Origin of the sequence: Klebsiella oxytoca NBRC 105695 (genome assembly GCF_001598695.1) — a bacterium.
Taxonomy (GTDB): Bacteria; Pseudomonadota; Gammaproteobacteria; order Enterobacterales; family Enterobacteriaceae; genus Klebsiella; species Klebsiella oxytoca.
This window is the reverse complement of record NZ_BCZK01000007.1, coordinates 1-24,353: the sequence shown is the minus strand read 5'-3', so window position 1 is coordinate 24,353 and position 24,353 is coordinate 1. Positions and strand designations below refer to the sequence as shown.

21 protein-coding genes and 1 tRNA gene are annotated in these 24,353 nt (G+C 55.6%); 15 read left to right on the top strand and 7 right to left on the bottom strand.

The annotated features are described in order from the left end of the window. Positions 1 to 16 precede the first annotated feature (16 nt). A complete protein-coding gene (gene tsaD / locus KO1_RS13510; RefSeq protein ID WP_032729227.1) occupies positions 17 to 1,030 on the bottom strand; it encodes a tRNA (adenosine(37)-N6)-threonylcarbamoyltransferase complex transferase subunit TsaD in 1,014 nt (337 codons plus the stop codon). A 237-nt stretch (positions 1,031 to 1,267) separates the two neighbouring features. Between tsaD and rpsU the strand changes: the two genes are divergently transcribed. The 5 genes from rpsU to KO1_RS13485 all read left to right on the top strand — a co-directional run bounded on the left by rpsU (position 1,268) and on the right by KO1_RS13485 (position 7,462). Then, positions 1,268 to 1,483 carry a 30S ribosomal protein S21 gene (gene rpsU, locus KO1_RS13505; RefSeq protein WP_001144069.1) on the top strand — a complete coding sequence of 72 codons (216 nt, stop codon included), beginning with the start codon at positions 1,268 to 1,270 and terminating at the stop codon, positions 1,481 to 1,483. Between the two features lie 233 nt (positions 1,484 to 1,716). Then, positions 1,717 to 3,459, top strand: coding sequence for a DNA primase (gene dnaG, locus KO1_RS13500; RefSeq protein WP_016808010.1), 1,743 nt, complete (start codon positions 1,717 to 1,719; stop codon positions 3,457 to 3,459). A 149-nt stretch (positions 3,460 to 3,608) separates the two neighbouring features. Further along, the gene (gene rpoD / locus KO1_RS13495; RefSeq protein WP_004105908.1) at positions 3,609 to 5,453 is read left to right on the top strand and encodes an RNA polymerase sigma factor RpoD; all 1,845 of its coding nucleotides are present in this window, start codon (positions 3,609 to 3,611) and stop codon (positions 5,451 to 5,453) included. Positions 5,454 to 5,693: 240 nt separating this feature from the next. Further along, on the top strand, positions 5,694 to 6,338 hold the full coding sequence (locus KO1_RS13490) for a TetR/AcrR family transcriptional regulator (RefSeq protein WP_064406942.1): 645 nt from the start codon (positions 5,694 to 5,696) through the stop codon (positions 6,336 to 6,338). Then, positions 6,335 to 7,462: an Acg family FMN-binding oxidoreductase gene (locus KO1_RS13485; RefSeq protein WP_047720666.1), complete on the top strand. Its 1,128-nt coding sequence runs from the start codon at positions 6,335 to 6,337 to the stop codon at positions 7,460 to 7,462. Before KO1_RS13490 ends, KO1_RS13485 begins: the two co-directional genes overlap by 4 nt. Here KO1_RS13485 and mug read toward each other — a convergent pair. After that, positions 7,459 to 7,965 (bottom strand): G/U mismatch-specific DNA glycosylase, encoded by a 507-nt coding sequence (mug, locus tag KO1_RS13480; protein WP_004105914.1) that lies wholly within the window; start codon positions 7,963 to 7,965, stop codon positions 7,459 to 7,461. The two genes, KO1_RS13485 and mug, sit on opposite strands and share 4 nt — an antisense overlap. Positions 7,966 to 8,089: 124 nt before the next feature. Here mug and KO1_RS13475 point away from each other — a divergent pair. Continuing rightward, positions 8,090 to 8,165, top strand: a tRNA-Ile gene (locus KO1_RS13475). Between the two features lie 96 nt (positions 8,166 to 8,261). Here KO1_RS13475 and KO1_RS13470 read toward each other — a convergent pair. Beyond that, entirely contained in the window at positions 8,262 to 8,585 is a 324-nt protein-coding gene (locus KO1_RS13470) for a DUF1889 family protein (protein ID WP_071530277.1), read from the bottom strand. Positions 8,586 to 9,128: 543 nt separating this feature from the next. Here KO1_RS13470 and KO1_RS13465 point away from each other — a divergent pair. Together KO1_RS13465 and dhaT are read left to right on the top strand one after the other, a co-directional pair. Beyond that, entirely contained in the window at positions 9,129 to 9,554 is a 426-nt protein-coding gene (locus tag KO1_RS13465; RefSeq protein WP_004105919.1) for a GlcG/HbpS family heme-binding protein, read from the top strand. Between the two features lie 24 nt (positions 9,555 to 9,578). After that, complete coding sequence (dhaT, locus tag KO1_RS13460) at positions 9,579 to 10,742, top strand: 1,3-propanediol dehydrogenase (protein ID WP_064406941.1); 1,164 nt, start codon at positions 9,579 to 9,581, stop codon at positions 10,740 to 10,742. Positions 10,743 to 10,800: 58 nt separating this feature from the next. On the opposite strand, the gene dhaR is transcribed toward dhaT, so the two are convergent. Both dhaR and KO1_RS13450 read right to left on the bottom strand, forming a co-directional pair. Beyond that, positions 10,801 to 12,714, bottom strand: a complete 1,914-nt coding sequence (gene dhaR / locus KO1_RS13455; protein ID WP_004115675.1) for a dihydroxyacetone kinase operon transcriptional regulator DhaR — start codon at positions 12,712 to 12,714, stop codon at positions 10,801 to 10,803. Between the two features lie 104 nt (positions 12,715 to 12,818). Then, positions 12,819 to 13,916, bottom strand: a complete 1,098-nt coding sequence (locus tag KO1_RS13450; protein ID WP_024274738.1) for a glycerol dehydrogenase — start codon at positions 13,914 to 13,916, stop codon at positions 12,819 to 12,821. 595 nt (positions 13,917 to 14,511) lie between these two features. Between KO1_RS13450 and dhaK the strand changes: the two genes are divergently transcribed. The 4 genes from dhaK to KO1_RS13430 all read left to right on the top strand — a co-directional run bounded on the left by dhaK (position 14,512) and on the right by KO1_RS13430 (position 19,374). Next, positions 14,512 to 15,582: a dihydroxyacetone kinase subunit DhaK gene (gene dhaK, locus KO1_RS13445; protein ID WP_004115680.1), complete on the top strand. Its 1,071-nt coding sequence runs from the start codon at positions 14,512 to 14,514 to the stop codon at positions 15,580 to 15,582. A gap of 10 nt (positions 15,583 to 15,592) precedes the next feature. Beyond that, positions 15,593 to 16,225, top strand: a complete 633-nt coding sequence (gene dhaL / locus KO1_RS13440) for a dihydroxyacetone kinase subunit DhaL (protein WP_004115682.1) — start codon at positions 15,593 to 15,595, stop codon at positions 16,223 to 16,225. 10 nt (positions 16,226 to 16,235) lie between these two features. Beyond that, positions 16,236 to 17,657 (top strand): dihydroxyacetone kinase phosphoryl donor subunit DhaM, encoded by a 1,422-nt coding sequence (gene dhaM / locus KO1_RS13435; RefSeq protein WP_024274739.1) that lies wholly within the window; start codon positions 16,236 to 16,238, stop codon positions 17,655 to 17,657. 67 nt (positions 17,658 to 17,724) lie between these two features. Next, positions 17,725 to 19,374 (top strand): glycerone kinase, encoded by a 1,650-nt coding sequence (locus KO1_RS13430; RefSeq protein ID WP_024274740.1) that lies wholly within the window; start codon positions 17,725 to 17,727, stop codon positions 19,372 to 19,374. 152 nt (positions 19,375 to 19,526) lie between these two features. Here KO1_RS13430 and KO1_RS13425 read toward each other — a convergent pair whose 3' ends face one another. Next, on the bottom strand, positions 19,527 to 20,300 hold the full coding sequence (locus tag KO1_RS13425; protein WP_024274741.1) for a siderophore-interacting protein: 774 nt from the start codon (positions 20,298 to 20,300) through the stop codon (positions 19,527 to 19,529). 240 nt (positions 20,301 to 20,540) lie between these two features. Between KO1_RS13425 and KO1_RS13420 the strand changes: the two genes are divergently transcribed. Together KO1_RS13420 and ygjG are read left to right on the top strand one after the other, a co-directional pair. After that, entirely contained in the window at positions 20,541 to 21,095 is a 555-nt protein-coding gene (locus KO1_RS13420; protein WP_024274742.1) for a PadR family transcriptional regulator, read from the top strand. Between the two features lie 240 nt (positions 21,096 to 21,335). Continuing rightward, positions 21,336 to 22,715, top strand: a complete 1,380-nt coding sequence (gene ygjG / locus KO1_RS13415) for a putrescine aminotransferase (protein WP_004105929.1) — start codon at positions 21,336 to 21,338, stop codon at positions 22,713 to 22,715. A gap of 36 nt (positions 22,716 to 22,751) precedes the next feature. On the opposite strand, the gene KO1_RS13410 is transcribed toward ygjG, so the two are convergent. Beyond that, the gene (locus tag KO1_RS13410; RefSeq protein WP_004105930.1) at positions 22,752 to 23,084 is read right to left on the bottom strand and encodes a tRNA-binding protein; all 333 of its coding nucleotides are present in this window, start codon (positions 23,082 to 23,084) and stop codon (positions 22,752 to 22,754) included. Between the two features lie 219 nt (positions 23,085 to 23,303). Between KO1_RS13410 and ebgR the strand changes: the two genes are divergently transcribed. Further along, positions 23,304 to 24,287 (top strand): transcriptional regulator EbgR, encoded by a 984-nt coding sequence (ebgR, locus tag KO1_RS13405; protein ID WP_024274743.1) that lies wholly within the window; start codon positions 23,304 to 23,306, stop codon positions 24,285 to 24,287. Positions 24,288 to 24,353 lie beyond the last annotated feature (66 nt).

The window sequence follows — 24,353 nt, the reverse complement described above, 5'->3', positions numbered from 1 at the left end:
TGTAAAACAGCAGAAATTATGCCGCCGGAAGTTCAGCCAGCGGCCAGCGCGGACGAACGGTGACGCCCAGCTCCGCTTTTGCCCCGGAACGCAGACGAACCATACCCGCATAGGCAATCATCGCACCGTTATCGGTACAGAATTCAGGACGGGCATAGAAGACTTCCCCGCCGCGCTTTTTCATCATTTCCGCCAGCTTCGCGCGCAGCGTACGGTTAGCGCTGACGCCGCCAGCCATCACCAGCCGTTTAAAACCGGTTTGCTCCAGCGCCCGGCGGCACTTGATCATCAGCGTATCCACGACCGCGTCTTCGAAAGCGCGGGCGATATCGGCGCGCGTCTGGTCGTCATCGCCGTTGCTACGGATGGTGTTGGCAGCAAAGGTTTTCAGGCCTGAGAAGCTAAAATCCAGCCCGGGACGGTCGGTCATCGGGCGCGGAAAGACAAAACGCCCTTCGGTGCCCTGGGAGGCCATCTTCGACAGCATCGGGCCGCCAGGGTAATCCAGGCCGAGCAGTTTAGCCGTCTTATCGAAGGCTTCCCCTGCCGCGTCGTCAATCGACTCGCCTAACAGCTCATACTGGCCAATACCGGTGACGCTAATCAGCTGGGTATGGCCGCCGGAAACCAGTAGCGCGACAAACGGATACTGCGGCGGATTATCTTCCAGCATCGGCGCCAACAGATGCCCTTCCATATGGTGCACCGGGATCGCCGGCACGTTCCAGGCGAAGGCCAGCGAGCGGCCTACCGTCGCGCCGACCAGCAGCGCGCCAACCAGGCCTGGGCCCGCCGTATACGCAACGGCATCAATATCTTTTGCCGTCAGCCCGGCTTCCTTGAGCGCCGCCTGAATCAGGGGGACGGTTTTACGTACGTGGTCGCGCGAGGCCAGCTCGGGCACCACGCCGCCGTAGTCAGCGTGCAATTTCACCTGACTATACAGCTGGTTGGCTAACAGACCTTTTTCGTCATCATAAATGGCGATGCCGGTTTCATCGCAGGATGTTTCAATTCCCAGTACACGCATGGCTAGTTTTACCTCGTTTCAATACCGCGCAGTGTAGGACCAATGCGGGTTGATGTAAAACTTTCCTCACCCCTGGCGCTCACTTCGTGTATACTCCCTGTCCTTATAAAAGTCCCTTTCAAAAATCGCGTCGGTGCTTTACAAAGCAGCAGCAATTGCAGTAAAATTCCGCACCATTTTGAAATAAGCTGGCGTTGATGCCAGCGGCAAACCGAATTTATCAAAGGTGAGAGTTACATGCCGGTAATTAAAGTACGTGAAAACGAGCCGTTCGACGTAGCGCTGCGTCGCTTCAAACGTTCATGCGAAAAAGCAGGTGTTCTGGCGGAAGTTCGTCGTCGTGAGTTCTATGAAAAACCGACTACCGAACGTAAACGCGCTAAAGCTTCCGCAGTGAAACGTCACGCGAAGAAACTGGCTCGCGAAAACGCACGCCGCACTCGTCTGTACTAATCTGTTGGGAGCCAGGCTCTCAATTCAGACCGAGTTGTAGTTGTAAGGCCGTGCTTCCGAAAGGAATGCGCGGCTTATTTTCGTTTATGCATTAGCATATACACCCAATCATTCAAGATGCATCAAGGCGGCAAGGGAGTAAGTCCCCGGAGCTTACTGAAGTAAGCGACAGGGGTGAACGAGCGAAGCCAACGCAGAGGCAGTTTGAAGAGGAAGTGTATACAACGGGGCATATGGCTGGACGAATTCCACGAGTATTTATCAATGACCTGCTGGCGCGCACCGATATCGTCGATCTGATCGACGCGCGGGTGAAGCTGAAAAAGCAGGGCAAGAATTATCACGCGTGCTGTCCGTTCCATAACGAAAAAACCCCCTCTTTCACCGTCAACGGTGAAAAACAGTTTTACCACTGCTTTGGCTGCGGTGCGCACGGCAACGCTATCGACTTCCTGATGAACTACGACAAGCTCGAGTTCGTGGAAACCGTCGAAGAGCTGGCTGCTATGCATAATCTTGAAGTGCCGTATGAAGCCGGAACGGGCCTGAGTCAGATAGAGCGCCATCAGCGGCAAAATCTCTATCAGCTAATGGAAGGGTTAAATGACTTTTATCAACAATCCTTCAACCAACCTAATGCCGAACCTGCGCGCCAGTACCTGGAGCAACGCGGCCTGAGTGCCGAAGTTGTCCAGCAGTTTGCTATTGGTTTTGCGCCGCCAGGCTGGGATAACGCATTAAAACGTTTCGGCGGTAATGTCGACAACAGGAAACTGCTGCTCGATGCCGGAATGCTGGTCAATAATGACCAGGGAAGAACTTACGACCGTTTCCGCAATCGCGTGATGTTTCCGATTCGCGACAAACGAGGCCGGGTGATTGGATTTGGTGGTCGCGTACTGGGTAACGATACGCCGAAATACCTCAACTCCCCGGAGACCGATATTTTCCATAAGGGCCGCCAGCTTTACGGCCTTTATGAAGCGCAGCAGCACCAGGCAGAACCACCGCGGTTGCTGGTTGTCGAAGGGTATATGGATGTCGTCGCTCTGGCGCAGTACGGTATTAACTATGCCGTTGCATCGCTGGGTACATCGACCACGGCCGACCACATGCATATATTATTCCGTGCGACGAACAACGTAATTTGCTGTTACGACGGCGACCGCGCCGGTCGAGATGCCGCATGGCGTGCGCTGGAAACGGCAATGCCGTACATGACCGATGGTCGTCAGCTACGCTTTATGTTCCTGCCCGATGGTGAAGATCCGGATACGCTGGTACGTAAAGAGGGTAAAGAGGCTTTTGAAGCACGGATGGAGCAGGCTCAGCCGCTCTCCATGTTTTTATTTAACAGTCTCTTACCGCAGGTCGATCTGAGTTCGCCGGATGGCAGTACGCAGCTGGCCGCACTAGCGCTGCCGCTCATTAGCCAGGTGCCTGGCGATGCGCATCGTATTCAGCTGCGCCAGATGCTGGGCCTGAAGCTGGGCATTTTTGATGATACCCAGCTTGATCGTTTAATGCCGAAACAGGCAGAAAGTGGCGTCGTACGCCCGGCTCAGCAGATAAAACAGACGCCTATGCGTATACTTATAGGACTGCTGGTGCAGAACCCCAATCTGGCGCCGCTGGTGCCGCCTTTGCAGGGGCTGGCGCAGAGCAAATTACCGGGACTCAGCCTCTTCTCCGAGCTGGTGAACCTCTGTGTTGCGCAGCCGGGCCTGACCACGGGGCAGCTATTAGAGAACTATCGCGGGACTAGTGAATACTCAACACTTGAAAAACTCTCAGCCTGGAACGATATAAGGGATGAGAATGTTGAAAAAATGTTCACCGACACGCTAAACCGAATTTTTGATGCAATGCTTGAACAGCGGCAAGAAGAGTTGATAGCTCGCGACCGCACTCACGGTTTAAGCAGTGAAGAACGCCGGGAGTTCTGGGAAATCAGACAAGCCCTGGAAAAAAAATGAATTTAACGGCTTAAGTGCCGAATATCGTTCGGGAAGACCCCGACAGCCGCGCGAGGCGCAGCGGCAAAAATATAAGTACGCCCTCGCTTTAAATGTTGGCAGTTCATCTGCTTACACCAATCAAACGAATTAAGTGTGGATACCGTCTTATGGAGCAAAACCCGCAGTCACAGCTGAAGCTTCTTGTCCAACGAGGTAAGGAGCAAGGCTATCTGACCTATGCCGAGGTCAATGACCATCTGCCGGAAGATATCGTCGACTCCGATCAGATCGAAGACATCATCCAAATGATCAACGACATGGGCATTCAGGTGATGGAAGAAGCACCGGATGCCGATGATCTTTTGCTTGCTGAAACTAACAACAATACTGACGAAGATGCGGAAGAAGCTGCGGCGCAGGTTCTCTCCAGCGTTGAGTCTGAAATCGGACGCACAACCGACCCGGTGCGCATGTACATGCGTGAAATGGGTACCGTCGAGCTGCTGACGCGCGAAGGCGAAATCGACATCGCTAAACGTATCGAAGACGGTATTAACCAGGTGCAGTGCTCGGTTGCTGAATACCCGGAAGCCATCACCTATCTGCTGGAGCAGTACGATCGCGTTGAGGCGGAAGAGGCGCGTCTGTCCGATCTGATCACCGGTTTTGTTGACCCGAACGCCGAAGAAGACATGGCGCCAACGGCGACGCACGTCGGTTCTGAACTCTCTCAGGAAGAGATGGATGACGACGAAGACGAAGATGAAGAAGAAGACGACGACAGCAGCGATGATGACAACAGCATCGATCCTGAGCTGGCGCGCGAGAAATTCGCCGAGCTGCGCACGCAGTACGAACTGACCCGCGATACCATCAAAGCGAAAGGTCGTAGCCACGCCGCAGCGCAGGAAGAGATTCTCAAGCTGTCTGAAGTGTTCAAACAGTTCCGCCTGGTGCCGAAGCAGTTCGATTACCTGGTTAACAGCATGCGCATCATGATGGATCGCGTTCGTACTCAAGAACGTATCATCATGAAGCTGTGCGTTGAGCAGTGCAAAATGCCGAAGAAAAACTTCATCACTCTGTTTACCGGCAACGAAACCAGCGAAACCTGGTTCAATGCGGCCATCGCGATGAATAAGCCGTGGTCAGAAAAGCTGCTTGACGTGAAAGAAGACGTTCAGCGCGGCCTGATGAAACTGCAGCAGATTGAACAAGAGACCGGCCTGACCATTGAGCAGGTAAAAGATATCAACCGTCGCATGTCCATCGGTGAAGCGAAAGCGCGCCGCGCGAAGAAAGAGATGGTTGAAGCGAACCTGCGTCTGGTTATCTCGATCGCCAAGAAATACACCAACCGCGGTCTGCAGTTCCTCGATCTGATCCAGGAAGGTAACATCGGTCTGATGAAAGCGGTAGATAAGTTTGAATACCGCCGCGGCTACAAGTTCTCCACCTACGCAACCTGGTGGATCCGTCAGGCGATCACCCGCTCTATCGCAGACCAGGCGCGCACCATCCGTATCCCGGTGCATATGATTGAGACTATCAACAAGCTCAACCGTATTTCCCGCCAGATGCTGCAGGAGATGGGCCGCGAACCGACGCCGGAAGAGCTGGCCGAGCGTATGCTGATGCCGGAAGATAAAATCCGTAAGGTGCTGAAAATCGCCAAAGAGCCGATCTCCATGGAAACGCCGATTGGCGACGATGAAGATTCGCATCTGGGAGATTTCATCGAGGATAACACCCTCGAGCTGCCGCTGGACTCTGCCACCACTGAGAGCCTGCGCGCCGCCACCCATGACGTTCTGGCTGGCCTGACCGCCCGTGAAGCAAAAGTCCTGCGTATGCGCTTTGGTATTGACATGAATACCGATCACACGCTGGAAGAAGTGGGTAAACAGTTCGACGTAACCCGCGAACGTATCCGTCAGATCGAAGCGAAGGCGCTGCGTAAACTGCGCCATCCGAGCCGTTCTGAAGTGCTGCGTAGCTTCCTCGACGATTAATCATCGCCGCTTAGCGCAAAAAGCCAGTCAACTGACTGGCTTTTTTTATGGCTAATCGCAAATCATTCCTTTAATAAATATTAATACCTGCACCCAGAAATTATCAATATATATCCGGGTCATATTCTTATTATTTAATACCATAAAGCCAAACAGCTGGACTCATAGTTTTATATTTGTACTATTGGTTCATGAATCGCACTTAATGGACAACGCGAATCTAAATAATAGGGATATTCAATGAATAGCAAACGAAAGATTCAGCTGGCTGATTTTAATAGAACGGTTATTCTGGCCACCGCCAATACGTTATTTCTTAACCGTGGTATAGAAGGAACGACCATGGATGAGATTGCGCACGAAGCCGGATTCAGTAAAACTACGCTTTACACCTACTTTGACCGTAAACAGGATATTGTCGATCACCTTATTCTCGATGGAATGGAGCGCTTTCACCAGGAGGTGGTTAAAATAGTCAGCCGGCAGGCCCCCTTCCGCGAGTTTTATCATGAGCTTTGCCAGTCGTTGGTTGCTATCCACGACTCCGGCATCGTCTATTTCCCCGGCATTACCGGGAAAATAGGTTGCTCAGAAAAAGAGATGAAAAATAATAAAGTACTGACTAATATCTATATGCTCGGCGAGGAGATTAATTATATTATCGCCGGAGAAATTTCCCGCGCGGCAGCAAACAAAGAGCTTCAGTTAAATGCTCCAATGGCAGACGTCATGATGCTGTTCTGGCTCTGCCTGACCGGGCTGATAGAGAAATCAGCAAGTAAAGAAGCCTATATTTTGCGGCATCTTGAGAAGGACCGAAAATCCTTTCTTAACTTCGCTTTTGACGCTTTATTATTAATGATAGAAAAAGGCGAAAGTCGATGATAAAGAAAATATTTCTGTCCTTACTAATAGGTATGATAGTGGTTTGCGCCTGTGCCTATCATAAAGCGAAGCCCCTGCGCCTGACCAAAGATCTTTCACTACCATTTGCGCTGCCAACCGAACAGCGCCATATAGTGTATTACGCCTCGCTGGCGCCAAATGCGCATAATGTCCAGCCCTGGCATATTCGCTATAACCCGGACGCACGGCGATTCACCCTGGCGTTCGACCGCAGTAAAGCCCTCCCGCATATCGACCCGACGGGGCGAGAAGCCTGTATTTCTCTGGGCGCGTTCCTGGAGAACTTCCGCCAGGCAGCCGCCGCATTTGGCATGCTGGCGGAAATAGACATTTTACCGGCGATGGCCCGCAATGGTGATGTTGCCCGCATGACGTTAAGCCCCCTCCACCGCGCCTCTTCTCTCAAACAGCCCGCCGTGCTGAAGTTAATTGAGCGCCGGCACACCGACAAACGTCCGTTTCAGGATATTGCCCTTGCGCCCCGCGATCTCGCTGCCCTGCTCAAACAGCACCAGCCGTATTTAAATTATTATCCACGCGGCAGCGCCGGGTTTAATAAGCTTGAGAGTTTTGCCATCCAGGCAGCAAAGGCTCAGGCGCTCGATGCGGCCAAAAGAGCGGAGTTCGCTCACTGGCTGCGCTTTTCCAACGAAGAGGCCCGCCGGTTGAAAGACGGCCTGCCCGCAGAACAGTTAGGCATCACCGGGATAAAAAAACTGCTCTATTACTCATTTTTCGATCGGCAAAAAGCCCAGGGAGAAGCCTTCGCCGCGGAAAGCATCAGTAAAACGGCCAGCAGCGTAGCGCAAAGCGCTGGATTTTTTATCATCGGCGGAGAGGAAACCTTTCCGCTGATGATGCGCAGCGGCATGAATCTGCAGGCCTTCTGGCTGGATGCCGTCCGCTACGGCATCTCTGTTCAGCCGGTGAGCCAGATGCTGGAGGATAAAGCGTTCCGTAAACAGCTGGCGGAAACCTTAGGCTTAAGCCAGCCGCCGCAAATGATCCTCCGCGCAGGCTACGTTGACGACTATGGCGAAAATAATCGAATTCGCCGTCCTATCGGCGAATTTACCCGCCTGGAACCGCCCGGGGCGAATTAAAGCCCTCGCGTTGCCAGCGCCTCGTCAAGCTCCCGGTAGGCCTCCACCAGCTTATCCAGCGTCGCCCGGTTGAGCCCGCTGGGATTTGGCAACACCCATACTTCCGTCGCGCCTATGGTCACCTGCTGTTTGCCCCATTTTACGCCGCGTACCTGAAACGCTTTCTCGAAAGCCTGTTTACCGAGGATCGCCAGCGCGCGCGGCTGATACTCTTCCATTTTCCTCACCAGCTCTCTTCCGCCATCGCGGAGCTCCAGCAGCGCGACCTCGCTGGCCTGTACCGTCGGGCGCTCGACTAGCATGGTAATCCCGCAGCGGGTATCCAGCAGCTGCAGCTCCTCTTCGGGTTTCAGAAGACGGTCGGTAAACCCGGCCTGATGAATCACCTTCCAGAAGCGATTTCCCGGATGGGCGAAATGAAAACCGGTATGGGCGGAAGACTTCCCCGGATTGATACCGCAAAAGACCACCCGCAGGTCCGGCGCCAGAATATCGTTGATCATGTTTTCCCCAGCTCAATACCTAAAAGGTAATTATAAAGGATTGAAAATGCGTTGTTTATAAAAACAGCAGGCGTGCGTTTTAGGCTGGATTGCGGGCAACAGTTACTTTATAATCCTTCGCCACGGCCCCTTAGCTCAGTGGTTAGAGCAGGCGACTCATAATCGCTTGGTCGCTGGTTCAAGTCCAGCAGGGGCCACCAGATACAGCAAGGGCTGGCGAGAAATCGTCAGCCCTTTTTGCGTTTTGCGGCTCCTGTATAGCGCCACGTCTTATGGTGAATATGGCGACAGGCGGCTTACGCCAGCGCCTGCAGCTGTTCGCGCATATAAGCAGTAAAGTATTCTGGGTTTTTGATAATAATGCGGTTGCCAGAGGCAATTTTGTCCGCCCATCCGGCTACTTTTTGCGTGAACCCGGCACTCCACCCCTCCTTCTCACCACGGGCCGTGACCTGCGCAGCGCTGGCCGGTACACCTAGTTCATGCAAATACTTCAGGATCCCCTTAGCGGTACTTTCATCCATAGTATTCGGCACCGGTAACGATGTGTTCATACCACCAATAAAATCCAGGGCTTTATCGATTGCTGTTGGCATGCTCTTATCCTTAAAATTAACCACGTAATGAACATGTTTATAATATGGACCCAACTCCGTCGGGATATCAAAGAGATCGTTGCCTTTCTTTGATTCAGGCCCCAGCTAAACGCTTGCGTGGCGCTTTTCTGCTCGACTAATGCGGCGTTTTGCTCCCCTCCACGCCGCACGCTCGCATCACGGTGCGATGCCCAATGAGTAAAAAGGCAGAAAAACTTCACCCTGCGCGACGGCTTACCGATAAACTCGCCTTCTTCTCGCCGTTAATCAGCAAAAAGCGATGTAAAGCCGTAAGTTAAGCAAATTAATTTCGTTCCAGTCTGGCACAGAATAAAAAACAGAAGTTCCATAATGAAACATGCAAAAGAAAATTAATAACAAACTGTGATACAGCTAAACAATCGTTATCAAAAAACAGCCTGCGGTAATAAAAAACTCAATTAGATAGTATTTTTCTCGCTATTGACTTAATAACCTGCGGCGAGAGAATAGGCCCGCAAACAGCAGTTGAAATATGTGCCTGCGATAATTATCGCGATCCAGCCCTGGATATTAACAGGAGAGATTATGGATAAGATCAAACACATCGCCACTATCACGCTGGCGGCTGCGAAAGAAATGGCTACTGCCGTTGAGGCGAAAGCCCTTGAAATGAACGTGCCGGTGGTCTTTGCCGTTGTTGACCGCGGCGGAAATATGCTCCTGATGCAGCGTATGGATGAGGCATTTATAACCAGCTGCGATATTGCGCTCAATAAAGCCTATACGGCATGCGGCCTGCAAAAAGGCACTCATCAAATTACAGCGTTAGTCCAACCGGGCGCACCGCTATATGGATTACAACTCACCAACCAGCAGCGAATCATTCCTTTTGGCGGCGGCCTGCCAGTTATTTTTAACGAGGAAGTCATCGGCGCCGTTGGCGTGAGCGGCGGTACCGTCGAACAGGACATGTTATTAGCCGAAACGGCTCTGAAGGGTTTCTCTAAATAATAAATCTAACCAGGAAGATATATTATGAGCTATCGTATGTTTGATTATCTGGTGCCAAACGTGAACTTTTTTGGTCCCAATGCTGTTTCTGTCGTCGGCGAACGCTGTAAGCTGCTGGGCGGTAAAAAAGCGCTGCTGGTCACCGATAAAGGTCTGCGGGCCATCAAAGACGGCGCGGTGGATAAAACTCTCGGCTATCTGCAGGAAGCCGGTATTGAGGTGGTGGTTTTTGATGGCGTCGAGCCAAATCCAAAAGACACCAACGTGCGCGATGGCCTGGCGGTCTTTCGTCAAGAACAGTGCGATATTATCGTCACCGTCGGCGGCGGTAGCCCTCATGACTGCGGTAAAGGGATTGGTATCGCGGCTACCCACGAAGGGGATCTTTACCGCTATGCCGGCATAGAAACCCTGACTAACCCACTGCCGCCGATCGTCGCGGTGAATACCACCGCCGGTACCGCCAGCGAAGTGACCCGCCACTGCGTACTGACCAACACCAAAACAAAAGTGAAGTTCGTTATCGTCAGCTGGCGTAACCTGCCCTCGGTCTCCATCAATGACCCGCTGCTCATGCTTGGCAAACCGGCCCCGCTGACCGCCGCAACCGGCATGGATGCGTTAACCCACGCCGTGGAGGCCTATATTTCAAAAGATGCCAACCCGGTCACCGATGCCGCCGCGATCCAGGCCATCCGCCTGATCGCCCGGAACTTGCGCCAGGCCGTCGCGCTGGGCAGCAACCTGCAAGCCCGCGAAAACATGGCCTACGCTTCCCTGCTGGCGGGGATGGCTTTCAATAACGCCAACCTCGGTTACGTTCACGCCATGGCCCATCAGCTTGGCGGCCTGTACGATATGCCGCACGGCGTGGCGAACGCGGTGCTGTTGCCGCACGTTGCGCGCTATAACCTGATCGCCAATCCGGAAAAGTTTGCCAACATCGCCGAATTTATGGGAGAAAACATCCACGGACTTTCAACCATGGACGCCGCCGAGTCGGCCATTCGCGCCATCGCCCGCCTCTCTTCCGATATCGGCATTCCGCAGCATCTGAGCGAGCTGGGAGTTAAAGAGGCTGACTTCCCCTATATGGCGGAGATGGCCTTGAAAGACGGCAACGCCTTCTCAAATCCGCGCAAGGGTAACGAGAAAGAGATTGTCGCTATCTTCCGCCAGGCTTTCTGATAGAGCGATCGCTAACACCGCGAACAAGTACCATCGCGGCGTCAGGCTGGGTGCCCGGTTACTCCTGATTTTTATGCTTAAACTGGCCGGCATCGATATCGTACTGTTTCATTTTTCGCCACAGCGTGGTGCGGCCAATATTCAGCAGCTGCGCCATCTCTTGTACCCGCCCGCTGGTCACGCGGGCGGCATGGATGATGGCCTCTTTTTCAATGGCGCTGAAGGTCAGGCTGGCGGGCAGCAGCGAGGAACCCGCATCGGCGCCTGGCCGCTCGGCAAAGAGATATTCCGGCAGGTTACTCAAACGGATATGGCCGTTCTCGCTGCTAATGGCGATATTTTCAATCACGCTGTTCAGCTCAAAATCATTACCCGGCCAGGAGTAGGCCACCAGCTGCGCCAGCGCATCGTCATCCATCTTCAACCGCGAGGAAAAACGCTTCTCCAGACTCTTAAGACGATTTTGGACCAGCGAAGGAATACTGTTACGCCGCGCCCGCAGCGGCGGAATAACGATTTCAAAAGAGTGCAGCGCGTAGTAAAGCTGGCGACTAAAGCGGTTTTGTTCCACCAGGTTGGCAAGATCGACGGTAGTGGTGGCGATGACTTTAACGTCCACCGGAATCAAACGCCGGGCATCCAGACGGGTTAATACCCCCTGCTTGATCACCTGCAACAGCGCGGACTGCAGCTCCGGCGCCAGATATTCGATTTTTTCCAGAAACAGCGTCCCGCCGTTGGCCAGCTCGAGACGGCTAAGACGCCCGTTTTCCTCGTCCGTCGGCGCGCTGCCCATAAAATCCTGCCCAAGGACGCTGTCGGCATACAGCTGGCAGTTAACCGCGATATACGGTCCGCCACCCCGCTCGCTCTCATTGTGAATCGCCTGGCTGAGCAGCTCTTTACCCACCCCTTCCTCACCGCACAGCAGCACTGGAAAAGCGCCGCGCGCCGCCTGACGGCCAAAGTGAATTAACCGCCGGGTTTCAGGATCGTCAGCCGACATCTGCTCAAAGGTATGGCTCACTTTGCCAAGCTGGCTGGTCATCAGCTGACGCATCTGCTCGACCGGATGCAGCAGCAAGATGAAACTGTTGCCCTGCTCTTCGACGATCGGCTTGAGCGTGATGACGGCATCAACGAACTGATGCTGGCTCTCGAAGGTGACTTCCACATGGTTCAGCCCGCGCGCGTGCTTGATCGCCCGGCGCAACAGAGCCGGCAGCGTCACCAGTTCATTGATGTTTTTCCCCTGGCTGGCCTGGGCATCGAGGTGCAGCAGCGTCGCGGCCTGCACGTTCAGAAACTGCAAAATGCCCTGCTCGTTCCACGCCATCACCCCGTCATCCATGCTCTCCAGCAGACCGTACATCTGGTTAAGGTGGCGATTCGACTCGGCCAGCAGGCTATCGGTGAGCAGCGAGTTGCCCACTTCCCTGGCGATAGCCAGGGTCAGGGAGAGGTCCGGCGAAGCCTGTTCTTCCGTCAGGCAGCACAAAGAAATGGAACCGAACAGGCGCCCATGGTTATCAAACACCGGCGTAGAGCTAAACGACCATCCGTGCAGCGCATGTTTAAAATGCTGCTCGCCCGTCGTTTTGACCGGCTGCCCGAGCATGGAGGCCAGCGAGAGCGCGCAGCTGCCGATGATGCTTTCCGCGCAGTAGCTACCGTCACGAAACCCCAGCGCCGCCAGCTGGTCAAGGGTCTGCGGATCGCCGCAGCGGCTGAGAATACAGGCGGACTCATCAAGGATAAACAATGCGCAGGGGCGGTTATCCATATACTCCCAGGCATCTTCCAGCGCCGCCTGGCCAATCGTCAGCAGCGCGGTCTTACGCCGACAAATCGATTCGAAGGTCAGCCCCTGCGCCTGATGCGGCGTCTGCCAGGTTTCCCGCTGCATAAACTTACTGCAACGATGCCACGACTGGGTTATCACCAGGGGAAAGCTCTGAGTCTGCGCAGTCATATCCATTTCCGCTGTTACTTAAACGACAACCCCTCCGGCGGTAACCGCCAGAGGGGGATAAAACGCCCCTTCTCATTAACGAGGCGGGACAGGACGACGCTAAATTAACGCGCCAGCCACTGCTGTCCAAGCAGGTCGGCGGTCAGAATCGCCGCATGCACGCTCTGCGCGCTGACCGGGAACGGCATGTTATGGATGGTTTCGCCTTCCGCACAGGTCGCTTTTGCTACCGCCTGAATTTTCTCGTCGATGCCCTCTTTAACGCCCATTTGCGCCAGCGTGACCGGCAGGCCGACGGTATGGCAGAAGTTCAGCACCGTTTCGATCTCTTCCATCGGGCTATTTTGCAGCACCAGCTGCGCCAGGGTACCAAACGCGACTTTCTCGCCATGGTACAGGTGGTGGCACTCTTCGAGGATGGTGAAACCATTGTGAATGGCGTGCGCGGCGGCCAGGCCGCTGCTTTCAAAGCCAATTCCGCTAAGGTAGGTATTCGCTTCAACGATGCGTTCGAGCGCATCGGTCACCACTCCGGCCTGAGCGGCAAGGCGGGCCTTTTCGCCTTCCGCCAGCAGCGTATCATAGCACAGGCGCGCCAGGCTCAGCGCCGCCGCCGTCGACTGGCCGCCGGCCATGCTGGTGGCTCTGGCGTCATAGCAGGCCCTGGCTTCAAACCAGGTTGAAAGCGCATCGCCCATCCCGGCCACCAGCAGGCGTACCGGGGCTTTAGCGATAATCGCCGTATCCATCACCACCATGTCCGGATTTTTCGGGTAAATGAGATACTCTTCAAATTCACCGGCTTCGGTATAAATAACCGACAACGCGCTGGTTGGCGCATCGGTGGAGGCAATCGTCGGGATCACCACCACCGGCAGCTTCTGGTAATAGCCTATCGCTTTCGCCGTATCGAGCGTCTTGCCGCCGCCGATGCCCACCACGCCGCGGCAGCCGTGCTGCTTCAGAATGGCGATCAGGCGATTGATCTCAACGTGGCTGCACTCGCCGTTGAAGCGCTCCGCATGGCAGCTGATATTGTGGCTATGCAAACCGTTCAACACTTTCTCACCCGCCAGCTTCATCACGAAGTCATCGGCAATCACGAAAAAGCTGTCCGCCAGGTTTTTAGCGTATTCGCCAAACAACGTGGATGCATCCGGTCCCTGGAGATATTTGGCTGGAGATTGAATAACTTTTAGCATTCCGTTCACCCTCAAATAAGTGCATGTTTTGACACGATGTGCCCCGGTATTTCCTCGTCCGGCCTGGTATTAAAAGCGGGAACAAAAGCGCTACCTGAGCGATGTCATCACTGTAGGGCGAGCCGCAGGCAAAAAAATGTTTCCCCTTTTTGTCCCGATATGAAACAGGGTGCACATTTTATCGTTTCATATTGAAACATGAATTCATATGAAACGACGGGATTGCGATCTCGATCCGCTCGTTGAGCGCAAAACAAGCGGAAAAAGTGGATGAAGTATGGCGTTTTTCGCCGCTACTGGCGCCTGGAGAGGTAAAATTTTTTCTCCCCCCGCGTCTGGCAAGTATGTGAAGTGAGATGAAATAGTCGCCCTGGCTCGCATTTTTCGATTTCTCCCGGCAAAAGCGTTTCATAACGGAACAAAATCTACCGTGCGCGTTTCGTAATGAAACTCATTTTATGGCGATTTTTTTTCCCGTTAACTCAGCCAGAATCAATACATCGCCCGATATCGCATATCGACAGGCGATACCCCTACACGATGACCGCTTCCGTCAGCAGAGAGGCCGCATCGAAACTCCGATGGAGAATAAACAATGAAAAAACTGATTAACCGTGTCGAAGATGTCCTGAGTGAACAACTGGCGGGCCTGGCAAAAGCGCACCCTGAACTAACGCTGCATCATGATCCGGTCTACGTCACCCGCGCCGATGCACCGGTGGCCGGGAAAGTAGCGCTGCTTTCCGGCGGCGGCAGCGGTCATGAGCCGATGCACTGCGGATATATTGGCCTGGGCATGCTTTCCGGGGCCTGTCCGGGGGAAATTTTCACCTCCCCGACGCCGGATAAAATGTTTGAGTGCGCCATGAACATCGACGGCGGCGAAGGCGTGCTGCTGATTATTAAAAACTACACTGGCGATATTCTTAACTTTGAAACCGCCACCGAGCTGCTGCACGAAAGCGGCATCAAGGTCACCACCGTGGTAGTCGATGACGATGTGGCGGTAAAAGACAGCCTCTATACCGCCGGACGGCGCGGCGTGGCCAATACCGTGCTGATTGAAAAACTGGTGGGCGCGGCCGCCGAGCGCGGCGACTCGCTGGCAGCATGCGCTGAACTGGGGCGCAAGCTTAACAACCTCGGCCACTCTATCGGCATCGCCCTGGGCGCCTGCACCGTTCCGGCCGCCGGCCAGCCCTCATTCGAACTGCAGGACGATGAGATGGAGTTCGGCGTCGGCATTCACGGCGAACCGGGCATCGACCGCCGCCGCTTCACCTCCCTCGATCGCACCGTTGACGAAATGTTCGATACTCTGCTGGAAAACGGCGCCTATAGCCGCACGCTGCGCCACTGGGACAACGTGAAAGGCGCGTGGCAGGAGGTAACGCAGACCAAGCAGGCGCTGCAAAAAGGCGATCGGGTTATCGCGCTGGTCAACAACCTCGGCGCCACGCCGCTGTCCGAACTCTACGGCGTCTATAACCGTCTGACGCAGCGCTGCGAGGAAACCGGCATCGCGATCGAGCGCAATCTTATCGGCAGCTACTGTACCTCTCTGGATATGGTCGGTTTTTCCATCACCCTGTTAAAAGCCGATGACGAGACGCTGGCATTATGGGACGCCCCGGTTCACACCCCGGCGCTGAACTGGGGAAAATAAGGAGCACGACATGTCATTAAGCAGAACGCAAATCGTAGACTGGCTCTATCGCTGCGGCGATATCTTTACCAAAGAGAGCGATTTTTTGACCGGTCTGGACCGGGAGATCGGCGATGCCGACCACGGCCTGAATATGCATCGTGGGTTTAGCAAGGTGGTGGAAAAGCTGCCTTCGATTGCCGATAAAGACATTGGTTTCATTCTTAAAAATACCGGCATGACGCTGCTGTCCAACGTCGGTGGGGCCAGCGGCCCGCTGTTCGGCACCTTCTTTATCCGCGCCGCTCAGGTGACCCAGGCCCATCAGAGTCTGACCCTGGACGAGCTTTATCAAGCCATCCGCGAAGGCGCGGAAGGCGTGGTGAATCGCGGCAAAGCCGAGCCGGGCGATAAAACCATGTGCGACGTCTGGCTGCCGGTAGTGGAATCGCTGCGTCAGTCCAGCGAACAGCACCTGTCAATCCAAAGCGCCCTTGATGCTGCCTGCGAACAGGCGCAAGCCGCCGTCCAGGCCACCATCGCCATGCAGGCTCGCAAAGGGCGGGCCAGCTACCTGGGCGAACGCAGCATCGGGCACCAGGATCCGGGCGCGACCTCGGTAATGTTGATGGTTCAGATGCTGGCCGCAGCGGCCAAAGAGTAAGGAAAACGCGATGGTAAACCTGGTGATTGTTTCGCATAGCGCTCGTCTGGGCGAAGGTGTCGGAGAACTGGCCCGGCAGATGTTAATGAACGATGGCTGTAAGCTGGCGATCGCCGCCGGAATTGACGATCCCACCAGCCCGATCGGCACCGATCCCATTAAGGTTATGGAAGCCATCGAGTCCGTAGCCGACGCCGATCATATCCTGGTGATGATGGATATTGGCAGCGCCCTGCTGAGCGCCGAAACCGCGCTGGATCTCCTCGATCCGGCCATTGCGGCGAAGGTTCGCCTGTGCGCGGCACCGCTGGTGGAAGGAACGCTGGCGGCGACGGTGAGCGCCGCCGCCGGGGCCGGCATCGACAAGGTCATCGAAGATGCCATGAACGCGCTGGAGGCAAAACGCGTACAGCTGGGATTGCCATCGCAACCGCAACACGCGGCGTTGACCGCCGCGCCGATCGACGACCGCGATGCGCGCTCGGTTTCCGTGGTGATTCAAAACCACAACGGCCTGCATGTTCGCCCGGCGTCAAAGCTGGTCGCCGCGCTGGCGGGATTCAACGCCGACCTGGTGCTGGAGAAAGGAGGTAAGTGCGTCACGCCCGACAGCCTCAACCAAATCGCCCTGCTTCAGGTGCGCCGTAACGATACCTTAAGGCTGCTTGCCCGCGGGCCGGATGCCGATGCCGCGCTGGCAGCGTTCCAGGCGCTGGCGGCGGAGAATTTCGGCGAGCAAACGGAGGCGGCGCCTGCGACTCAGCCCGCCTGCGCCGATCGCGTACAGGGTAAGGTCGTACTCTATTCCCAGCCGCAGGAGAAGGTCTCACGGGAAAAAGGCGTCGCCATCGGTCAGCAGCAGCTGCGGCTAAAACGGGCCATCGATCGGACGCTGGAAGAGCTTAGCGCGCTGACGACCCTGGCGGAGGCGAAGTTTTCCGCCGACATCGCGGCCATCTTCTCCGGGCATCATACCCTGCTCGATGACCCTGATTTATACGCCGCCGCCTGCGATAGGGTGCGCGACGAGCAATGCAGCGCGGAGTGGGCGTGGCATCAGGTGCTGAGCGATTTAAGCCAACAATATCGTCATCTCGACGATCCTTACCTACAGGCGCGCTATATTGATATTGAAGATATTTTGCACCGCACGCTGCGTCACCTTAACGGGAGCAACGAAGTACTACCGCAGTTTGACGGCCCCTCGATCCTCGTGGCCGACGATATTTTTCCTTCTACCGTCCTGCAGCTCGATGCGGATCGGGTGAAGGGGATCTGTCTGCAGGCCGGCAGTGAACTCTCTCACGGCGCCATTATCGCCCGTCAGGCGGGTATCGCGATGCTTTGCCAGCAGAGCGATGTCCTGACCACGCTACAAAAGGGGGAGACCGTCATCCTTGATATTCCCGGCAAGCGCGTGATTCGCGCCTAGCCTGCTCTAACCTTCTCGCCCCGGAGGCTGTCCCCTCCGGGAACTCGCTTAACTTTCAGGATCCGTTATGTCTCAATTCTTTTTTAATCAGCGCGCCAACCTCGTCAATGAAGTGATTGAAGGAACCATTATCGCCAGCCCGTGGAATAACCTGGCGCGGCTGGAAAGCGATCCCGCCATTCGCGTGGTGGTGCGTCGCGATCTCGACAAAAACAACGTGGCGGTGATCTCCGGCGGCGGTTCCGGTCACGAACCGGCCCACGCGGGCTTTGTCGGTAAAGGCATGCTGACCGCCGCCGTCTGCGGCGATCTTTTTGCCTCGCCGAGCGTCGATGCGGTGCTGACCGCCATCCAGGCCGTGACCGGCGATGCCGGTTGCCTGCTGATCGTCAAGAACTACACCGGCGATCGTCTGAACTTCGGCCTCGCCGCGGAGAAAGCGCGCCGCATGGGCTATAACGTCGAAATGCTGATCGTTGGCGATGATATTTCGCTGCCGGATAACAAACACCCGCGCGGTATTGCCGGGACGATTCTGGTGCATAAAGTGGCCGGCTACTTCGCCGAACGCGGCCACAATCTGGCGACCGTGCTGCGCGAAGCGCAGTATGCCGCCAGACACACCTTCAGCCTCGGTCTGGCCCTTTCCAGCTGTCACCTGCCGCAGGATGCGGAAACGACTCCGCGCCATCATCCGGATCAGGCCGAACTGGGGATGGGGATCCACGGCGAACCGGGCGCTTCGGTTATCGCCACGCAGAACAGTGCGGAAATCGTTACGCTGATGGTAGAGAAGCTCAGCGCCGCCCTGCCGGAAACCGGCCGCCTGGCGGTGATGATCAATAATCTCGGCGGCGTATCGATTGCCGAAATGGCAATTTTGACCCGCGAGCTGGCCAATACCCCGCTGCATCAGCGAATCGACTGGCTGATAGGCCCGGCGTCGCTGGTTACCGCGCTGGATATGAAAGGCTTTTCCCTCACCGCCATCGTGCTGGAAGAGAGCATTGAGAAAGCGCTGCTCTCCGCGGTCGAAACCGCCGGCTGGCAGACGCCAGTGCAGCCGCGCGCAATCAGCGTGATGCCCTCGTCGCTGCGCAGTACGCGGGTGGAGTTTACGCCCTCGGAGAATAGCGAGGTTGCAGGCTACGTAGAGCGGGTGACCGGTACGCTATCCGATCTGGAAGCGGACCTCAATGCGCTGGATGCGAAGGTTGGCGACGGCGATACTGGCTCCACTTTTGCCGCTGGCGCACGCGATATCGCCGACTTACTTCAGCGCCGTCAGCTGCCGCTGGCTAACGTCGCCACGCTGTTCGCCCTGATTGGCGAGCGTCTGACGGTTGTGATGGGCGGTTCCAGCGGCGTGCTGATGTCGATTTTCTTTACCGCCGCCGGGCAGAAGCTGGAACAGGGGACAAGCGTCGCCGAAGCGCTAAACGCCGGTCTGGCGCAGATGAAGTTTTACGGCGGTGCCGACGAAGGCGACCGAACCATGATTGACGCCCTGCAACCGGCGCTGGCGGCGCTGCTGGCCGAACCGGAAAATCTGCAGGCCGCTTTCGCGGCGGCGCAGGTGGGCGCGGATCGTACGCTTCACGCCAGCAAAGCAGGTGCAGGACGCGCATCGTACCTGAACAGCGATAGTCTGCGCGGCAATATGGACCCAGGAGCCCACGCGGTGGCCATGGTGTTTAAAGCGCTGGCGCAGAAATAGTCTCTCTGGCACCGCCCCTGCTCCCGGGGGCGGCGCTTAACGCGCCTTGCCGGGCTACAGGTTCACCGCCGTCTGCGGGCCGGTCGCCCCATGGTTCACCGCCGTCTGCGCCCGGGTCAGGCGCCAGCCGCAACCCGGGTTTTCTCCCGCGCTTACTTGCTGTGCCAGTAGGCCTGCGAACGCACCAGCTGCGGGTCAATCTCCGGACCTTCAAAACGCGCCAGCAGTGATTTCACCACCGCGCCTTCCCCGGTCACCCAGATAAAATAATCTTCGGTTGGAACCACAACCTGCGCCAGACGCTCGGCCACGGCAGAGGAGTGATGTCCCACCACCCACTCGATATGAAAACCATCGAGATCGGCCAGGTAATCTTGATAAGACTCATCGCCAATGGTGACGATCGCCGTGACCTGCGGGCGCGTCGGAAGCTGCCGCAATCCCAGCAGTCGGCGGCGCAGCGCGGGCATACCTGACTCATCAGTCACATACAGCTGCCAGGCGTAATCTTCCGGCACCACCAGCGAACCGCGCGGGCCGCCGATGACCAGCTTATCGCCCGGTTTCGCCGCCAGCGCCCAGCTGCTGGCTATACCGCCATCGTGAATAAAGAAGTCGTACGCCAGCTCATGACGGTCGGCGTCGTAAAGCGGCGTATAATCGCGGGTCGCCGGACGTACGCCTTCGCCCCAGTTAATGCCTTCATCCGTCACCTCCGGCGGCGTAAACGCAGCACCCGCAGTGGGGAAAAAAAGCTTGGTATGGTCGTCGAAACCCTGGGAGACAAAGCCTTCCAGCGCCTCTCCGCCCAGCACGATACGCTGGAATGCGCTGCCGATACGCTCGACGCGCAATACGGTTAACTCACGGAAACGCAGCTCATTACGCACGCGCTGCGGGTATTTAAGATTCCTGCTCGTTGTCATCTTTCATCGCCTTGGTGAACGGAATAGATATATCTAAAAATATTGCAAATGATAATGATTGCCATTAAAAAAGAATGCAAGCACTTTTTGATATAGCCATAGTAAAACGCCACAAAAGTCAAAAAATAGAATTAAATCTCTAATTATCAATTATATAAAAAATAAATCTGCCACAAGGTTGCGACTTGAGTGTTTTTAGATATAAATTAGATATATCAAAAAAACTCAAAGGAAAAAATTATGAGAGACCATCACGAAGAAGGCCGTGGGCCACGCGGACGCCACGGCGAACATGGTGAACATGGTGAACACGGTCGCAGAGGCGGCGGACGCCGGCAGCGCTTCTTTGGCCATGGCGAGCTGCGCCTGGTCATTCTGGACATCCTCACCCGTAATGCCAGCCACGGTTACGAACTGATTAAAGAGATCGAAACCATGACCCAGGGCAACTACAGTCCCAGCCCCGGCGTCATCTACCCGACGCTCGATTTACTCCAGGATCAGGGATTAATCAGCGTGGCTGACGAAAACGGTCGCAAAAAAATCGCCATCACCGCCGAAGGCAGCCAGCTGCACGCGGAAAACCAGCAGCCGCTGGAGCAGATTCAGGCCAGACTGCAGGCGCGAATGGTGGGTTGTGAGCTACGTAAAAACCCGCAGATGAAGCGCGCGCTGGAGAATTTTAAGGCGGTACTGGATTTAAAAGTTAACCAGCAGGAAATAACCGAAGCGCAGCTAAAGCAGATTGTCGGCGTGATTGACCGCGCGGCGATGGAGATCTCCCAGCTCGACTAATCCTTTGCCTCATTATCGGGCAGCCTGCACCGCCGCGAAGCACGCGGCGGTAGCCCTTCAGCGCATCGTTTTACGCCTTCAGGAGTAAAACATGCCAATAATTTCGCGATAAGATTAAATTTTGCTCAATTGCGATTTCACGTTGCGTTTATCCCGTTTTTCCTGGCCCGCGCCGAAGTGGCGTAATCCCTGCAATACTTAATTCAGTATCATGTGATACGCCCCGCCCAGGAGCATATTTTGAACAGGTTACCTTCAAGCGCATCGGCTCTGGCCTGCAGCGCACACGCACTGAATCTTATTGAGAAGCGAACGCTCGATCATGAAGAGATGAAATCACTTAACCAGGAGGTCAGGGAATACTTTAAAGAGCATGTGAATCCGGGGTTTTTAGCGTATCGAAAATCGGTCACTGCTGGCGGGGATTACGGAGCCGTAGAGTGGCAAGCGGGAGGATTAAATACGCTTGTCGACACTCAGGGACAGGAGTTTATTGACTGCCTGGGTGGGTTTGGGATTTTTAATGTAGGGCACCGTAATCCAGTTGTCGTTTCCGCCGTCGAAAATCAGCTCGCTAAACAACCCCTTCATAGTCAGGAACTGCTGGACCCGCTGCGGGCCATGCTGGCTAAAACCCTGGCGGCCTTAACGCCGGGCAAACTGAAATACAGCTTCTTTAGCAACAGCGGTACCGAGTCGGTCGAAGCGGCGTTAAAGCTGGCGAAGGCCTACCAGTCTCCGCGCGGCAAGTTTACCTTCGTCGCCACCAGCGGCGCGTTTCACGGTAAGTCGCTGGGCGCGCTTTCAGCCACTGCGAAATCCACTTTCCGTAAGCCCTTTATGCCCCTGCTGCCGGGATTCCGTCATGTACCTTTTGGCGATATCAATGCGATGCGCACGCTGCTGAGCGAGTGCCAAAAGACCGGCGATGACGTCGCGGCGGTGATCCTTGAGCCTATTCAGGGCGAAGGCGGGGTGATTCTGCCGCCGCCGGGCTATCTGCCCGCGGTACGCAAGCTGTGCGACGAGTTTGGCGCGCTGCTGATCCTCGATGAAGTCCAAACCGGCATGGGGCGCACCGGCAAGATGTTCGCCTGCGAGCACGAAAACGTTCAGCCGGATATCCTGTGCCTTGCCAAAGCGCTGGGTGGCGGCGTCATGCCCATTGGCGCCACGGTCGCCACCGAAGAGGTGTTCTCGGTACTGTTCGATAACCCGTTCCTGCATACCACCACGTTTGGCGGCAACCCGCTGGCCTGCGCGGCGGCGCTGGCGACCATTAACGTACTGCTGACGCAAAACCTGCCCGCGCAGGCGGAGCAGAAAGGCGATATGCTGCTGGACGGCTTCCGTCAGCTGGCCCGCGAATATCCGGATCTGGTGAATGACGTGCGCGGCAAAGGTATGCTGATGGCGATTGAGTTTATTGATAACGAAATCGGCTATGACTTTGCCAGCGAAATGTTTCGCCAGCGCGTGCTGGTGGCCGGAACGCTCAACAACGCAAGAACGATTCGCGTTGAGCCGCCGCTGACGCTGACCCCTGAGCAGTGTGAACAGGTGCTAAAAGCGGCCCGCCTGGCGCTGGCGGCGCTGCGGGTTTCGGTGGAAGAGGCGTAATGGCTTGCCCTCTCCCGCTCCGGGAGAGGGCGTTTGCTATACGACGCGCACGCCCGCAGGCATCGCTCTTTCCGGCGTAAGCAGTACGCTTTCGCCGCCATCGTCGGTTTCGGCGCATAACAGCATGCACTCCGACGTTTCACCGCGCATTTTGGCTTTCGCCAGATTGCACAGGACCACGACCGTTTTTCCCAGCAACTCTTCTTCTCGGTAATAGGGCACCAGGCTGGTCACCGTCTGCAAGGTGCGCTCGCCAACGTCAATCCGCGCGATATAAAGCTTATCGGCATTCTCATGTCGTTTTACAGCTACAATTTTTCCCGTACGCATTTCCAGTCTGGCAAAATCATCATAAAGCACCGTTTCCATCTTGCACCCCTCAAGTAAAAATTTAGTAAAAGATAACAAAAGTCGGCGAGGTTTCCGCATAATAGAGTAAGGAATGTTAGATCCATCACTTTTTAGTTCGCTATAAACTTCCCGATGCTGATGAATAATACGGGGGAAATTTACTGAAAAGAGATGCAGCGGCCCGCGCTTGCTTTACAATGGTTTGCGTCGATGGTGCAACGTCAGATAAGGAAAACAATGGCCACACTAAAAGATATCGCGACCGAAGCAGGCGTTTCACTGGCGACGGTTTCCCGGGTATTAAACGACGACCCCACTCTGAACGTGAAAGAAGAGACAAAGCACCGCATTCTTGAGGTGGCGGAAAAGCTGGAATATAAAAGCACCAGCTCGCGTAAGACTCAGGTTCATACCGTCGGCCACCATCATATTCTGGCTATCTACAGCTACCAGCAGGATCTGGAAATCAACGATCCTTACTATCTGGCGATCCGCCACGGTATCGAAACGCAGTGCGAAAAGCTCGGTATCGAGCTGACCAACTGCTACTTTAACAACGCGCTACCCGAGCTGAAAAAAGTGACCGGCGTTCTGATTGTCGGCCAGCCTTCACGGGCGATTCGCGATGCAGCCACGGCGTTAACCGACAACGTCTGCTTTATTGATTTCCATGAGCCAGGCAGCGGCTACGACGCCGTCGATATCGATCTGGTGCGTATCGCCAAAGAAGTTATCGACTTTTTTATCGCCCAGGGCGCGCGGCGCATCGGCTTTATTGGTGGCCAGGATGAGCCGGGTAAAGCCGACATTCGCGAAGTGGCCTTCGTCGAATATGGCCGCCTGAAGGGGGTGGTTTCGGAAGAAGATATCTGGCGCGGCGGGTTTTCCAGCTCCTCCGGCTATGAGCTGGCAAAAACGATGCTGGCCAGGGCGGATTTCCCCGCTGCGCTGTTCGTCGCGTCAGACTCTATCGCCATCGGCGTGCTGCGGGCCATTCATGAACGCGGCCTCGCGATCCCGGAAGATATCTCGCTCATTAGCGTTAACGATATCCCCACCGCGCGTTTTACTTTTCCGCCGCTCTCCACGGTGCGCATTCATTCAGAAATGATGGGCAGCCAGGGCGTTAATCTGCTGGTTGAAAAAGCCCGCGATGGCCGTGCGCTGCCGCTAAACGTCTTTGTCCCCAGCGTGCTGAAGCTGCGCGGCACCACCCGCTAATCCCCCGTTCTGACGCTAAATCCTCTGCGCCTGTCTCCCGGGGGCGGCGCTTATCGCGCCTTGCCC